The 14,525-nt window shown below is 59.6% G+C and carries 13 protein-coding genes and 1 pseudogene; 5 read left to right on the top strand and 9 right to left on the bottom strand.

The window, feature by feature from the left end; genetic code table 11:
• Positions 1-9: 9 nt before the first annotated feature.
• From gcvH to lpdA, 5 genes are all read right to left on the bottom strand, one after another.
• Positions 10-375 (bottom strand): glycine cleavage system protein GcvH, encoded by a 366-nt coding sequence (gene gcvH, locus AC0KW6_RS14755; RefSeq protein ID WP_024091132.1) that lies wholly within the window; start codon positions 373-375, stop codon positions 10-12.
• Positions 376-396: 21 nt separating this feature from the next.
• Entirely contained in the window at positions 397-1,494 is a 1,098-nt protein-coding gene (gcvT, locus tag AC0KW6_RS14750; protein ID WP_474035287.1) for a glycine cleavage system aminomethyltransferase GcvT, read from the bottom strand.
• 69 nt (positions 1,495-1,563) lie between these two features.
• Positions 1,564-2,934, bottom strand: coding sequence for an alanine/glycine:cation symporter family protein (locus AC0KW6_RS14745; RefSeq protein ID WP_323777649.1), 1,371 nt, complete (start codon positions 2,932-2,934; stop codon positions 1,564-1,566).
• 19 nt (positions 2,935-2,953) lie between these two features.
• Positions 2,954-3,904: a lipoyl synthase gene (lipA, locus tag AC0KW6_RS14740; protein WP_474035286.1), complete on the bottom strand. Its 951-nt coding sequence runs from the start codon at positions 3,902-3,904 to the stop codon at positions 2,954-2,956.
• Between the two features lie 18 nt (positions 3,905-3,922).
• Complete coding sequence (gene lpdA, locus AC0KW6_RS14735; protein WP_474035285.1) at positions 3,923-5,305, bottom strand: dihydrolipoyl dehydrogenase; 1,383 nt, start codon at positions 5,303-5,305, stop codon at positions 3,923-3,925.
• A 173-nt stretch (positions 5,306-5,478) separates the two neighbouring features.
• On the opposite strand from lpdA, the gene AC0KW6_RS14730 reads away from it, so the two are divergent.
• The 3 genes from AC0KW6_RS14730 to AC0KW6_RS14720 all read left to right on the top strand — a co-directional run bounded on the left by AC0KW6_RS14730 (position 5,479) and on the right by AC0KW6_RS14720 (position 7,009).
• On the top strand, positions 5,479-6,093 hold the full coding sequence (locus tag AC0KW6_RS14730; RefSeq protein WP_323777654.1) for a helix-turn-helix domain-containing protein: 615 nt from the start codon (positions 5,479-5,481) through the stop codon (positions 6,091-6,093).
• A 152-nt stretch (positions 6,094-6,245) separates the two neighbouring features.
• On the top strand, positions 6,246-6,596 hold the full coding sequence (locus tag AC0KW6_RS14725) for a GntR family transcriptional regulator (protein WP_474035284.1): 351 nt from the start codon (positions 6,246-6,248) through the stop codon (positions 6,594-6,596).
• Positions 6,542-7,009, top strand: a complete 468-nt coding sequence (locus AC0KW6_RS14720; RefSeq protein WP_474035283.1) for an FCD domain-containing protein — start codon at positions 6,542-6,544, stop codon at positions 7,007-7,009. Before AC0KW6_RS14725 ends, AC0KW6_RS14720 begins: the two co-directional genes overlap by 55 nt.
• 49 nt (positions 7,010-7,058) lie before the next feature.
• Here AC0KW6_RS14720 and AC0KW6_RS14715 read toward each other — a convergent pair.
• From AC0KW6_RS14715 to AC0KW6_RS14700, 4 genes and pseudogenes are all read right to left on the bottom strand, one after another.
• A pseudogene (locus tag AC0KW6_RS14715) lies at positions 7,059-7,800 on the bottom strand (IS256 family transposase); the annotation flags it as partial.
• A gap of 576 nt (positions 7,801-8,376) precedes the next feature.
• Complete coding sequence (locus AC0KW6_RS14710) at positions 8,377-9,468, bottom strand: sensor histidine kinase (RefSeq protein ID WP_323777660.1); 1,092 nt, start codon at positions 9,466-9,468, stop codon at positions 8,377-8,379.
• On the bottom strand, positions 9,440-9,934 hold the full coding sequence (locus AC0KW6_RS14705) for a response regulator (protein ID WP_323777662.1): 495 nt from the start codon (positions 9,932-9,934) through the stop codon (positions 9,440-9,442). Before AC0KW6_RS14705 ends, AC0KW6_RS14710 begins: the two co-directional genes overlap by 29 nt.
• Before the next feature lie 778 nt (positions 9,935-10,712).
• Positions 10,713-11,444, bottom strand: coding sequence for a response regulator (locus AC0KW6_RS14700; protein ID WP_323777664.1), 732 nt, complete (start codon positions 11,442-11,444; stop codon positions 10,713-10,715).
• Positions 11,445-11,880: 436 nt separating this feature from the next.
• On the opposite strand from AC0KW6_RS14700, the gene AC0KW6_RS14695 reads away from it, so the two are divergent.
• Positions 11,881-12,003, top strand: coding sequence for a hypothetical protein (locus AC0KW6_RS14695; protein WP_323777665.1), 123 nt, complete (start codon positions 11,881-11,883; stop codon positions 12,001-12,003).
• A 1,797-nt stretch (positions 12,004-13,800) separates the two neighbouring features.
• Positions 13,801-14,514, top strand: a complete 714-nt coding sequence (locus AC0KW6_RS14690) for a trypsin-like serine peptidase (RefSeq protein WP_323777668.1) — start codon at positions 13,801-13,803, stop codon at positions 14,512-14,514.
• Positions 14,515-14,525: the final 11 nt, after the last annotated feature.

Below are 14,525 nucleotides of genomic sequence, written 5' to 3'. Positions count from 1 at the left end.
GAAGAGTGCTTAACCGATCAGGGCTTTGTAGCCGTCCAGATCCATCAGATCGTCCAGCTGGGAGGCGTCGGACAGTTTGATCTTGTAGATCCAGGCGTCGCCTTCCGGGCTTTCGTTCAGGGCGCCGGGGTTGTCGGCCAGGGCTTCGTTCACCTCGACCACTTCGCCGTCCAGCGGGGCGTAGATTTCGGAAGCCGCTTTCACGGACTCGATCACCCCGATCTCGCCGCCTTTTTCGAACTCGTCACCGGTTTCGCGCTGTTCGACAAAGACAACTTCGCCCAGCTGGTCGGCGGCGTGCTGGGTGATGCCCAAGGTTGCCACATCGCCTTCAACGGTGATCCATTCATGGTCTTCGGAATAATAGGTGGCCATTTTGACTCTCCTGATGATGTCTTAGCGTTTGTAGTTGTGTGCGATGAAGGGCAGGGCAACGATTTCAGCCGGCTGCGCCTTGCCTCGGATGATGAGGTTCACCTTGGTGCCTGCCGCGCTGTAATCTGCCGCAACATAGCCCATGGCGACCGGACCGCCGACGGTGGGGCCGAAGCTGCCCGAGGTGATGGCGCCGAGGGTGTCGCCGCTTTCACTTTGAACTTCCACACCCTGGCGGGCGGGAGCGCGGCCTTCGGGCTTGATGCCAACCAGCTTTTTGGCGGTGCCTTCGGCCAGTTCCTTCTGGATGCGGGCGGCGCCGGGGAAGCTGCCGTCTTCTTTGCGGCGCTTCTGGATCGCCCAGGAAAGCGATGCTTCGATCGGTGAGGTCGATTGGTCGATGTCGTTGCCATAGAGGCAGAGACCGGCCTCAAGGCGCAAGCTGTCGCGGGCGCCGAGGCCTGCGGGTTCGCAGTCGTCATGCGCCAGGAACAGTTTGGAGACGCGGATGGCGTCGGCTTCCGGGATCGAGATCTCGTAGCCGTCCTCGCCGGTGTAGCCAAGGCGCGAGACGCGGCATTCAACGCCACCGATGTCCGCCACGGTTGTTTCCATGAACTTCAGATCACGGGCGGCAGGGCAAAGTGCGCCCACCACGTCTTCAGCCTTGGGGCCTTGCACGGCCACCAGCGCGCGGTCGAAGATCTCGGTCACTTCGACACCTTCCAGGTTGGCCTGCATGTGCGGGATGTCCTGATGGCGCAGCGCCGCGTTCACCACGACGAAATAATGGTCGCCGGCGTTGGAGACGATCAGATCGTCCATGATGCCGCCGTCGTTATTGGTGAAAAAACCGTAGCGCGCCTTGCCTTCTTTCAGAGTGGCAAAAGCCTGCGGGCAGAGCGTTTCCAGCTTCTCGCCCACGTTTTCGCCGCGCAGGATCACCTGGCCCATGTGGGAGACGTCGAACAGCGCAGCCTTTTCGCGGCACTGCTTGTGCTCGCCCATGATGCCCATGGGGTACTGCACCGGCATTTCCCAGCCGGCGAAATCGACCATCTTGCCGCCAAGATCTACGTGCAGGTCATAAAGCGGGGTGCGTTGTGGGGCGTCGGTCATCCTGTGCAGCCTTTGAATTATTCTGGTTTCGGGGTGGGGGAGGGCACGGCGGGCGCCCTCCCGGAGAGCTTATTCGGCAGCGTGGCCGGCTTCTTCCGACTTGCCACCGGTGGCAAAGAACTGTTTCGTCACCTTGAAGACGATCGGGCTCAGCAGCGCCAAGGCGATCAGGTTCGGGATGGCCATCATTGCGTTCAGCGTATCCGCCAGCAGCCAGATAAAGCCGAGGTCAGCGGTGGCTCCGAAGTAGATCGCGATGATCCACAGGATGCGGTAGGGCAGCATGACCTTCACGCCGAACAGGAATTCCATGCACTTCTCGCCATAGTAGGACCAGCCCAGGATGGTGGTGAAGGCAAAGATCGACAGGGCGATGGCGATCAGGTAGCCGCCGAAGCCGGGCAGCGAGGTCTCAAACGCCAGCGAGGTCAGCGCGGCCCCGGATTCGCCTGAGGTCCAGGCGCCGGAGGCGATAATCGCCAGGCCGGTGATCGAGCAGACGATGATGGTGTCGATGAAGGTGCCCAGCATCGCGATCAGGCCCTGGTTGACCGGGCCTTTGGTATTCGCTGCCGCGTGGGCGATCGGGGCAGAGCCGAGGCCTGCCTCGTTGGAGAAAACGCCGCGCGCCACGCCAAAGCGGATCGCCGCCCAGACTGCCGCACCGGCAAAGCCGCCTTCGGCTGCGGAGGGGGTGAAAGCATGGGTGAACACCAGTCCGAAGGCAGCACCGATGGCGTCTGCATTGATGACCAGCACGATCAGGCCGGCGGCGATGTAGCTGACCGCCATGAACGGCACCAGCTTGCCGGCCACCGCGCCGATGCGGGTGATGCCGCCCAGGATCACGGCGCCGGTCAGCACCATCAGCACGATACCGGTGATCGAGGGGTTGAAGCCGAAGTTGGTCTCCAGCACCTGCGCCACACCATTGGCCTGCACGCCGTTTCCGATGCCGAAGGCTGCGATGGAGCCGAACACGGCAAAGGCAACGCCCAGCCAGGCCCATTTCGCGCCGAGGCCGTTCTTGATGTAATACATCGGGCCGCCGACATAGTTTCCTTCTTCGTCGCGTTCGCGGAATTTCACGGCGCAGACGGCTTCGGAATATTTGGTGGCCATGCCGACCAGCGCGGTCATCCACATCCAAAACAGCGCACCGGGGCCGCCGAGGAACACGGCGGTGGCAACACCGGCGATGTTGCCGGTGCCGATGGTGGCCGACAGGGCGGTCATCAGCGCGTTGAACGGGGTGATCTGGCCTTCGCCAGTGCCTTCACGGCCCTTGAACATCAGGCCAAAGCCCATGCCCAGTTTCCGTATCGGCATGAACTTCAAGCCGACCTGAAGGAAGAAGCCAACGCCCAGAATGAGGACCAGCATCAGCGGCCCCCATACTACGCCATTGATGGCTCCTACGATTGAATTTAACGCTTCCATGGGTCTCCTCCCGCTTGCGTTAAGGTTGAATGCCCTTCGCCAAGGCCATCTGACGGGCCTCTTTCAGGGCGGCAAAATCTTCATCCGCGTGGAACGAGGAACGGGTCAGCGGGGTGGCTGACACGTGAAGAAAGCCCTTGGACCGGGCGATCTGTTCCAGCTGCGCGAATTCTTCCGGCGACCAGAAACGGTCGATCCGGTGGTGCTTGGGTGTGGGCTGCAGATACTGACCCACAGTCAGGAAGTCTACCTGTGCCGCCCGCAGATCATCCATCACCTGGCGCACATCGTCCAGAGTTTCGCCCAGGCCGACCATGATGCCGGATTTGGTGAACAGCTGCGGGTTGGCGCGTTTGGCGTCGTCCAGCAGCCGCAGCGAAGTATAGTAGCGCGCACCGGGACGGACGCGCGGGTAAAGGCGCGGCACAGTTTCCAGGTTGTGGTTGAAGACATCCGGGGCCGCCTCAAACACGGCCTGCGCGGCGTCGCCCTTGCCCAGGAAATCCGGGGTCAGAACCTCGATTGTGGTGCCGGAGTTCTGGTGGCGGGTGGCGCGGATGGTCTGGGCAATATGCTCTGCGCCGCCGTCCGCCAGATCGTCGCGGTCGACGGAGGTGATCACCACATGGCGCAGGCCCAGCTTTTTCACCGCAGCCGCAACCCGGCCCGGTTCAAACGCGTCCAGTGTGTCCGGCCTGCCGGTGGTCACGTTGCAGAAGGAACAACCGCGGGTGCAGATCTCGCCCATGATCATCATGGTGGCGTGGCGCTTGGACCAGCATTCGCCGATGTTGGGGCAGGCGGCCTCCTCGCAGACGGTCGCCAGATCATGCTGCCGCATCAGCTTGCGGGTCTCGTAATACTCGGCGCTTTCGATCTTCTTCTTGCGGATCCACCGGGGTTTGCGGGGGATGGCGGTGTCAGCCTTGTGGGCCTTTTCCGGGTGGCGGGGTCTTAGCTGGATCGTCATCTGGCAGCTCCCTCCAGATCAGGCGTGAATGGCGCGGCCGAGTGCGTCAAGGCAGGCTTCTTTCACCGCCTCACCCATCGCAGGATGCGCATGGCAGGTTCGTGCAACTTCCTCGATAGTAGCACCTTTGGTCATGGCAAGCACCAATTCTGCAATTAAATCACCGCCATGCGCACCGCAGATATGGGCGCCGAGGATCTTGCCTTCGGGTGTGGCAAGCACTTTGACAGCGCCGTCGGTCTCGCCAGTGGAGCGGGCGCGGGAGTTGGCCATGAAGGCAAACTTGCCGGAGATGTATTCGGCACCGGCCTCTTTCAAGGCTTCTTCGGTCTGGCCGACCGAAGCGACCTCCGGATCTGTGTACACAACGCCCGGCACGGTGTTGTAATCCACATGGCCGTGTTCGCCTGCCAGCATCTCCACGCAGGCGACGCCGTCTTCCTCGGCCTTGTGCGCCAGCATCGGGCCAGGCACGCAGTCGCCGATGGCAAAGATGCCGGGGACAGAGGTGGAGAAGCGCTCATCCACTTCAATGAAGCCGCGGGCGTTGATGGAAACACCCAGATCCTCAAGTCCCAGGCCGCGGGTCACCGGGCGGCGGCCGATGGCGATCAGCACCTTCTCCGCCTCGATCTGCTCTACCTTGTCCTTGCCCACGCGGTCCAGCGTCAGTGTCAGGCCGTTTGTGCCCTTCTCGATGGTTTTCAGTGCGCGGCCCAGCTGAAACTTCAGACCGCGCTTGCTCAGCGCCCGCTGGGATAGCTTGGCGATCTCGCCGTCGATGCCGGGCAGGATGCGGTCGAGGTATTCAACAACCGTCACCTTGGATCCGAGGCGTGACCAGACCTGGCCAAGCTCAAGCCCGATCACGCCGGCGCCGATCACCACCAGATGCTCTGGCACGCCTTTGAGGGCCAGCGCACCGGTGCTGCTCAGCACGTCCACCTCGTCGATTTCCACGCCGGGGAGGGTGGCGGGTTCCGAGCCGGTGGCCATCAGGATGTTCTTCGCGGTGTAGCTGTCTTCGCCCACCTGCACCTGGCCGGGAGCGGGAATGCTGGCCCAGCCTTCGATATGGTCGACACCGTTCTTCTTGAACAGGAAGCCGATGCCCTTGGTCAGGTCGCCGACGATCTTGTTCTTGCGTGCCATCAGCACGCCCAGATCCAGGCTGGCACCTTCAACGGCAATGCCATGTGCGGAGATATGTGAGAGTTCGGCGTATTTGGCCGAGGAGGTCAGAAGCGCCTTGGAGGGGATGCAGCCGACGTTGAGGCAGGTGCCGCCGAGAGCACCGCGGCCTTCGACGCAGGCAACTTTCATGCCCAGCTGCGCAGCACGGATTGCTGCGACATATCCGCCCGGACCAGCCCCGATCACGATCAGATCATATGCGCTCATGTGAACTCTCCTCCGAAATGCGGCCCAAACCCGGCACGTGTTCAGTCGTATACGACGCTTCGTCTCCTATAGGAAACTTTTCCCTTATTGCAAACATAAAGTGCGATCATGGAAATTTTGACCAGCGAATACATCAAAGTTAAGCTGTTTCGGGATCAGGAGAAATCGTGGAAATGGAACCAATTCCCTCAGAGGAAACAGGACTCGGCCCGGAAGCCGTGGAAGCCCCGGACGGGGAAGTCCTGGGAAAAATGATTCGCGATGCCCGCAAGGACAAGGGGCTGACGCTGGAGGAAGCGGCGCGCGCTGCGGCCATTGGCCGGTCGACGCTGTCGAAGATCGAGAACAACCAGACCCGGCCCAGTTTCGAGATTATCCGCCGCTTGATGCAGACGCTGGAGCTGGAAACGCCTCAGCTGTTTGTGCAATCAGGGCAAAGCGGCGTCACAGGCCGCCGGGACTTCACCCGTACCGGGCTCGGCGAACACAAGGAAACGTCGACCTATGATCATGAACTGCTGTGCAGCGAGCTGACCAGCAAGCGCATGGTGCCATATATCAGCACCATCAAGGCGCGGGATGTGACGGAGTTCGACAATTGGGTCCGCCATCAGGGCGAAGAGTTCATGTTTGTGCTGAGCGGCGAGTTGATACTCTACACAGAACACTACCGGCCGCTTCGAATGGGGACGGGGGATTCTGTTTATTATGACAGCGGTATGGGCCACGGCTGTGTGTCGGTCAGCGAAGAAGACGCCAGGGTGCTGTGGGTGTCGCTGGAAGTGTGACGGGGAAGCCGTCGGCAGGGCAGTAAACCCGGGCTTACAGTCAATCCGCTTTTCCGGGCGGGCAGGTTCACATACATCTGACCGAAAGGAGACGCATTCCGATGAACCTGGACCCGGTTGATACTTGAAAAGCGGCTTCGGCTGCCGCGGCGGTGTTTGAGGCCTTGCGCACGGCAATCATCGACGGCCGGCTGGAAGAGGGCGAACCGCTGCGGCAGGAGGAAATTGCACGCCGCTTCAACACCAGCCGGATCCCGGTACGGGACGCAATCTCAAGGCTGGAGGAGTACGGGCTGGTCAAGACCCAGCGCTTCAAAGACACGGTTTTGGTCGGGTTGTCGGCGGATGAGGCGGCGGAAATATTCGATTTCCGCGCCCTTCTGGAGCCGGAGATCATCCGCGATGCGGTGCCGCGGATGTCACAGGCGCAACTGGCCCCGGGGCGCGGATGCATTGCGAGGCTTTTGCAGGGTGCAAGAACCCGATGGAGTGGGGTGTCCTGAACCGGGAATTCCACGACGCGCAGTACCGTGTCAGCGCGCTGAGCTTTTTCCGCGAAGCGGCCCGCGGCGCAATGGACCGGATTGACCGCTATATCCGTGCGCAGCTGGTCATGAGCGACGGCATTGAGCGCGCGGAGCGCGAGCATCTCGAAGTCCTGGCGGCCTGCGAAATGGGGGATGCCGGCCAGGCGGCCGATCTGATCAGGGCACATGTTCCGGAGGTCAAAGCGTCGTTGCTGGCACATTTCCGGTCCTGGCGCGGCCCTGATCCACGGGATCAGCCTGCCGCGGCGGTGCACCCCGGCATTGCTGAGCTGGCCGGCATCCAGCCCTGTAAGGCGGCCGGGCAACCCGGGCATCCCGGCCGGCAAGTGGGTTCCGGGCATCTCCGGCAAATGCGCGCGCAGCGCTGACGTTTCTGATGGGCTGTCCCTGGCCATGGTTGATCTTCCTGGTGACAGATACACAGGCTTCAGGACACTCCCCAGGAAAGCCTTTCAGCCCGTCCACGACAGCGATCAGGACGTCTTGGACGCCTCGGTTTTTCAGCTCGTTCATCACCGACAGCCAGAATTTGGCGCCGTCGTTCTCGGCGATCAACAGGCCCAGAACCTCGAGGCTCCCATCGCGGGTGACGCCGAGAGCGACGTAGACGGCCTTGTTCTTGACCGTCTGGCTGTCAAAATCACGGATCTTCACCTGCAGCGCGTCGAAGATCACGATGGGATACATCCGGTCCAGGGCGCGGCTCTGCCATTCCCTGACTTCGTCCAGCACCGCATCGGTGACGCGGCTGATCAGGTCGGGCGAGACTAAAGATCAAGCAGATGGGCCTGGAGGTTCCGCACCGTCAGACCGGCGGCGTAGAGCCCGACGATCTTATCATCGATCCCATCGATCCGGGTCTGCTCCTTCCTCACCAGCTCGGGCTCGAAGCTGCTGATACGGTCCCGCGGGATCGCAACCGGCATCTCCCCGTCCTGGCCTTTCAGAACCTTGGTCGACGTGCCGTTGCGCCGGTTGCTCTGACCGGAAGGCGCGTCCTCGCCTTCTTCATAACCCAGATGCGCTGTCAGCTCGGCACCCAGCATCCGCTCCATGAGCTTGATCTTCAGCTCTTTCATCAGCCTGGCATCGCCGAGCAAGTCTTCAGGCGCTCCACGTCCTTCAGTAATTCGTCCAGGATTTCTTTCGAGATGCTCATTCATGCTTCCTTTCGGTGAAGCATAAACCGGATCAATCTTACACAAAAGGTCGGACACGCTCAACCTTAGCCGAACAGAAACTGTGACCGTCAACCAGCCCGCACGGGCCGCGCTTCGCTTTGCGGAGGCTGCACCCAGCACGGATTAACGGAGGAAATCACACCAACCGCCGGACTCTGCTGAAGTCATCGTCCAAGGACGCCTCAGGCCAAGGATGCAGGAACTTTCAATTTGAAACACTCAAGGACGGCATGCAGATCCTTTTGCCTCGCGGCACTGATCAAGACCGCCGCAGGCGACTAGTATCCTGATAATTAGTGCAATCGCGAAGAGTCGGCTGATACGATGGCGCTTTTGCGTCGACTGGTAAGCCGCGTTGCGCCCCTGGCCTTCCTGCCAACGTCAGTAAGCAGGCTGTCGGCTCATCCGGAATTCGTTTCTTAAGCAAGGGCATACACCTTGTCGTGTCTATGTTCCACCTGGAGTTTCTCACTCAACTTGGACCGCTTTTACAGGCTAAGACCGTCCTCCGCCAAGAGCACCACTGTCTGCCGCAGTAGGGAGCAGTCCTGCTCTCAGGCCGTTTCCCGTGCTTGCCCAGCCTCAAGGCAGATTGTGAAGCGGATTGTGGTGCCCGTGTCCGCTTGCGGCTCGCACCAGATCGACCCGTTGTGACGCTTGGCAATTTTGGCGCAGGTCGCCAGACCCAGACCACTGCCTGGCTGATCACTGCCACGCTGCAGACGCTTGAAGGGCTCAAAGATCTTGTCCCGGTATTGCGCCGGAACGCCGATACCATTGTCCGCCACGGATATCATCAATCCAGGCCCGGCGGGTTCCGCCGTTACGGAAATCTCGGCGGTTTTGCCGCCGCTGTATTTGATTGCGTTGCCGATGAGGTTTTGCAGCAATTGCACGATGTCCGGCGGGAAACACAAGCCAGCCAGCCCGCCGGAATGCCATTCTATCCGGGCGCCGGATTCCGCAAGGTCCTGCGCCATGACTGCCCGCAGGCTGTCAAACAGGCTTTCGACAGTCACATAGGCAGGTTTGCCATTGCTGTGCGGATTTATATGGGAGGCCAGCCCTTCGATCAGTTCAGATGTTTTGCGCACCGATTTTTTCATTAGTTCAAACTGCCGGGCCACCTCCTCAAGATCGCCGTTTTGATAATCCTCGTGTATCTGGTCGCTGAGAAATTTTATGGCCCGGATCGGCGCCCGCATGTCATGTACCAGCACATCGGAGAAAAGGCGCAGCTCGTTCTGCTGTTCCTGGATCCGCCAGCGCATCTCGGCAACCTTCTGCCCGTTCGTGATCATCCGTCTCAGGGCTTCGGAAGTGATTGCTGATTTGGGGATGTAATCACTGGCGCCGGCCAGAATGACACTTTTGGCGATTTCCTCATCGCCCTGACCGGTCGTCATGAACAAAACCGCCCGCGGCCAGGTCTCGGTCAGCTGCGCAATCAGGTCGAGCCCCGTGCCATCCGGCAGGAGGTAGTCCAGCAGGATCACATCCACCGGAAGACCGGAGTGAGACATGGCGTCCTTTCCGCAGTCGGCCTCAATCACATTGGCATCCGGATACAGGTTCTGCAGCAGTCTGCGCGCCAGTTTCCGGTCACCGGCATCGTCATCAATGATCAGGATGTTCAGGACCGTCATCGGACACCTTTCTGATGTGGATATCGGGCAGTTCTACAATGCGCCAGTAATTGTTCAGGGTTGCCATCAAGTCGACAAACATGTCGCCTGCCTTGGATTTGAGGATATATCCGGCGACATTGTTCGCGTAGGCGGCGGAAATATCCCGTTCGTCGGCCGAAGTTGTAAGCACGATAAAAAGGACCTTGTGCAGCACCGGGTCTGCGCGGATTTCCTTCAGAAGCTCAATCCCGTTCTTGCGGGGCATATTGATATCGCTCAGCACGACAAAATTGGGTGGCGGAACCTGGTGCAGTTCGCCGCGCAGGAACGCCAGGGCCTCGACCCCGTCCACGAACCGTTTGATCGGGTTGGCAATCCGGGCCCGGTTGAACGCGCGGTGCAGGGCTTTTGCGTCACCGTCGTCGTCTTCAACAAGGATAATGTTCAGGGCTGGGCGTTCGGCGGTTTGGGGAATGGAAATCATGCTGGCGTATCCTTTGTATGCGCTTCCTGCGGCGGCTCCACGGTGCTGCAGGCTCTGTTGGACCGATTGGGGTGAGGCAGGGCATCATTGCGGATTTTCTTAAGATGCCCTTCTTTGCAGCGCGGCAGTATCCTGCCGCCTGCTCCAAGTCGGTACTGGTTACAGCCTGGGGGAATGAGGTGGTCCTGCAATGCAAGCCCGTAGGGATGCTGCGCAGGTCCGCAGCCTGCCAGAGGGCATCAGTTGCTGCTGTTTTGCTGCGCCAGTTTACAGCGCGTCTGGAAATAGAGGGAACGTCGGCTAGCCTGCTTGGGATCCGCAAAGCTTCCTTATACAGGGCATTGTGCCATACCCCTGTGGAGGAGAGTGGGCCAAACCGGCCCTGCTCCCGCGTTCCGGGCGGGCCGGTGAAGGTTTTATCAGTTTGCAGGAGTATCGGTTTATTTCCGGAACCGCTTAGAAAAGCTGCTTGTTCGCCGTTGACATGGCTGGAGCCAATTTTGGCAACGGCCGGACGGGTGCCGATGACAGCCCGTCCCTCTTCCGGAGCCGTGGAAACGGGTTGCTTACATTCGGGATGAAACCGGCCAGTACCCCGTGTCCGATGAACCGCCAGGCCGTGAAACCGGCGTCTTGAACCGGGGCGGCCGTTAACGGAATATCGCGCGCGGGTGCCCCGTATGGCACAAATAACAGTTTTCACAACTCTGACCTTCAGTTTCATGGGCGCCAGGGACATGTCCAAAGTTCTTCTGCACCAGACCGGCGAAGCAGGACGTTATTGGAGGAGCTTGGGATTCACTTTTGCAGTAATTTCCTGCGTGTCTGAGATGACGCTTTCCAGGTCGTCCATAAAAACAACCAGATCCTTGCAGCTTCGCTCAAGCAGTGAAACGTCGGATAAAATGGCGGATGGCACAGTGTCATCCTGCCGGGCTTGTGTCTTGACCATACGGACACCGGCAAGCGTGCGGCTCAGCAGCAGCCGAAGGTCAGGCCCGCAGCCGACAATGAACCGCTTGAAGATCCGCCTGAATTCTTTTTCAGTTGTGCGCGCGCTGCTGAGTTGGCCGTAAAGCGCCCGCCGTTCGATTGCGGAGGCGATGGATTTGATCAGTGTGTCGGCGGACAGTTCTTCCTTGACAATGTAGTCGGCGCAGCCGCGGCGCATGGCTTCAACGGCAATTTGATAGTTTGTCATGCTCGTCAGCATGATCGGCACGGCCTGGACTTGCTCTTCATGCGTCAGCAGGATTTTGAGTGCGTCAAGCCCGGTGTCCATGCCAAGATTATGATCCAGAAACACCAGATCAAATTGCTCTACCTCCAGCTGCTGGCGCATTTCTTCGAGGTTGGCAGCTTCGAAGAACTCAGCCTTCATTCCGGCTTTACGGCATAATTTGTTCAAGCGCAGCCTGTCGATTTCATCATCATCCACAGACAGGATGTTGAGTATGACCGGCTGCAAGGCCGTTGGGGCTGTCATGTCCGGAAAACTAGCATTTCTCATTCTGTTCCCCTTGTGAAACACGTTTTACCCGGGGGGTGCGCATCCGGGCTTACTCGTATAACGGTAACGTAACACAGAACGGCTATCGCATAGGTTAATTATCATCACGAATTTGACTTAAGAACACCAAGGCTGTGGACAGAGGTTCGGCTAATTGCGCTGAGTTGTGCTGTGGCCGCCCAATTTGGCAAGTTTGTGCATTTCGGGGTGTGATCGGATCGGAACCGGTTCTACCAGCCCTGCTGGAGCGAGGAGGATGGCCTGCAATTCAGGCAGGACTGCTTCTGTAAGGACGGCCGCGCTCGCCTGATCGGCACAGTACGGAGGTGTGCAGCAGATTTGCTCGGTCTGCAGGATACAGTTTGCCCGCATCTCTGTTGACTATCCTGACTTTCGTGCTCGGGCAGTGGAAACTGCTCTGTCAGGAGACCCGCGTATGTGTATCGACAAAGACCTGTTAGACCGGCTGATGGAAGGCCGCTCGGCCTGCGACCTGTTCGGCAAGGAAGGCATTCTTGCCGAGCTGACGAAGGCGCTGGCGGAACGCGCGCATAAATGATCGATCGGTCTGGAGGCCGAACGCGCAAACAGCCAGCCCGCCAATGAAACCACAGCGGCACAGATCAGGGACCTCAAGATCGTAATCCGCCGCAGCGTTTCAGCCGGGGTCAGATTTTCGGCCCGGTCAAACGCTGCCACCAGTCCCCATTGGAGATTGCGAATGGCTACCGGTATTGAAGCTGCGGAAATTTCCCTGCCATCGGTCCGGGCCTTGAGGTCCTGGCCGGTCAGGTAAGCGTCCAGTGTATACAGATCCCCGGCAAAACTGTAGATAAGTACGGAGATGTCGCCAACTGCGACTTGCGGTGCAAAAACACCGATGTAGCGCCCGCCACTGTCCATGATACGGGCAGCTGCGAATGCCGCTGGAGCACTGGTACTGGGCTCATAGGTTGCGAGGCCGGAGAAACAAAAACTGACCATCTCACCAGCCGCAGCCGGTTGGAACGTTTTTGCTAAGCCAGAATTCTTAGGCGGGCCGGTAATCATCTTCGTCGTGTAGTCAGCTGTCCTTGGCAACAGAAAAGATCACTTCTCTAATCGGGCTGATCAGGAAGATGTCATATTGCCCAAAATGCTCCACCACCATTTTTTGACAGCCGGGTGGTTGCGTTCGAAGTGAACATCATAGGGCGAAGCGGCAGGGGCCTGCTTCATAGCAGAAATGCAACCGTGCCCCCTTGGTCGCCGGCTTTTGACCAGTTTGCGGAGCTGATCAGGGCGGTCCGGCACCGCCCCCAGGTGGCGTACCTTTCCGCCCCGTACGCTCTCTGCAATCGCAACCGAGATTGTCGCCTTGTGGACATCCAGCCCGATGAACGTGCTATCCAGCATGTGCTCTTTCCCCCAGTCTTGAGGCACGGCACCCGCCAACCGGGCGCAACCCTCGAACGGAGAATGCCGCGGGAGAGGCCGCTGACCCGGTTTGTTCAGAAACCGATCATGGGGTCTAAAGGTTTTGAACCTCTTTCTGACCGGACCCTCCACGGGTGCCCCAGGTTGCGCCCGGCTCTTTTATTGTTTTGGCGTCAACGGGACTGAGGCATTTGTCAGAATCGCGGCTTCGATGGACGAAAAGGCTGCAGCGCTGGCTCGCGGTTCTGAATCATGGATTGCATGAACCGTTCGGAATCGTGAACAATACAGCGCCGGAAGTCGCTGCCTCTAAACGCAACCAGGACAATTGTCAGAGTGAGTGCGGTCCCGATGACAAGCATCGGCAGCTTTTGATCCAATTTCAAGGAACGAAGCATTTCAAAATTTGCGACTTCCGGAACGCATCCTCCTGGCGGTGGATGCTGGATTTGACATACACAACAGCACAGCGCCGGATAGATTTTTCATCCGTTAATTCTCCATATGCTCACAAAAATGATTGGGCAGACGGCCGCAGTTCCGGACCGCGCGCGTTAACCATTTGGGCGGCAGCGCAGCCAGCAAGCCGATGCAGTCGCTGCACCGTTCGGCTTCGAAAGTGCGGAAAATGTTAACGCATCACAAAAGCGGGAGCTTCGAATCGGGGGGGAATTGCCGGGTTCAGGGATCGCGTGCGCGCGTGCGATTGCGAATTTCTCCTTGTTTGTTGATGGTTTGGAATAAATGTTAACGCATTGTTCACTTTTCCTGGCGCTGCGGGGGGCTTTTTTGCCATGGTTAAGCACCAATAACCGGGGGGTTAGGGAATTGTTAACGCCGCCACATTCTGTCCATGAATCCGTCGCAGCCTGGCGATATTGGGCCTCATTCCAGCCGCACGCCTGAATGACGATGCGTTTGTGGGACGTTGGAGTGGATAATGAGACTTCTAATTGCTGCAATTGCGGCGTGCCTGTCGTTGGGCATGCCCGTTGACGGGGCTGCGGATGAGTCGCGGACGAACGTCAGATCTATAGAAGGGTGGGAGGCCGTCGGACGGCTGAATATCTCCAATGTAAACATGTGCACCGGGGCGCTGGTGGCACCGGACCTGGTGCTGACGGCGGCGCATTGCCTGTTCGAACCCAGGACGGGCGCGCGGGTTGACCCGTCCACGATCAGTTTCGAAGCGGGGCTGTCCGGGGGGCAGGCCGTGGCCCTGCGGCAAGTGGTGAAAGCGGTAATGCACCCGCAGTACCGGTACCGGCCGGCAGGCACCCATCAGATCGGCAGCGATCTGGCGGTGCTGAAACTTGACCGGCCGATCAGCCGCAGCCAGGTTCAGCCGTTGACAATGTCCAGCGGCGCAGCTCGGGGGGATATCCTGGGGGTCCTGTCCTATACCCGCAGGCATGCAAACCGGCCCAATCTGGAGTCATCCTGCAGCGTCCTGGCGCGGCAGAGCCGGACATTGGTGATGTCCTGCCTGGTGGAATTCGGCGCTTCAGGCTCGCCGGTGCTGGAAATGCGCCCGGGATTGCCGCCGCGGCTGGTTTCGGTGATTTCGGCCAAAGCCGCGATGGGCAGCCGCCGGGTGTCGATTGGAACGGCGCTGGACTCGACGCTGCGGGATCTGATGCAGCGGGCGGGCTAAGGGCCCCGGGC

It is taken from the genome of Leisingera sp. SA215, assembly GCF_055902035.1.
The sequence above is the reverse complement of the archived record's forward strand: the minus strand, read 5'-3'. Positions and strand labels throughout refer to the sequence as shown.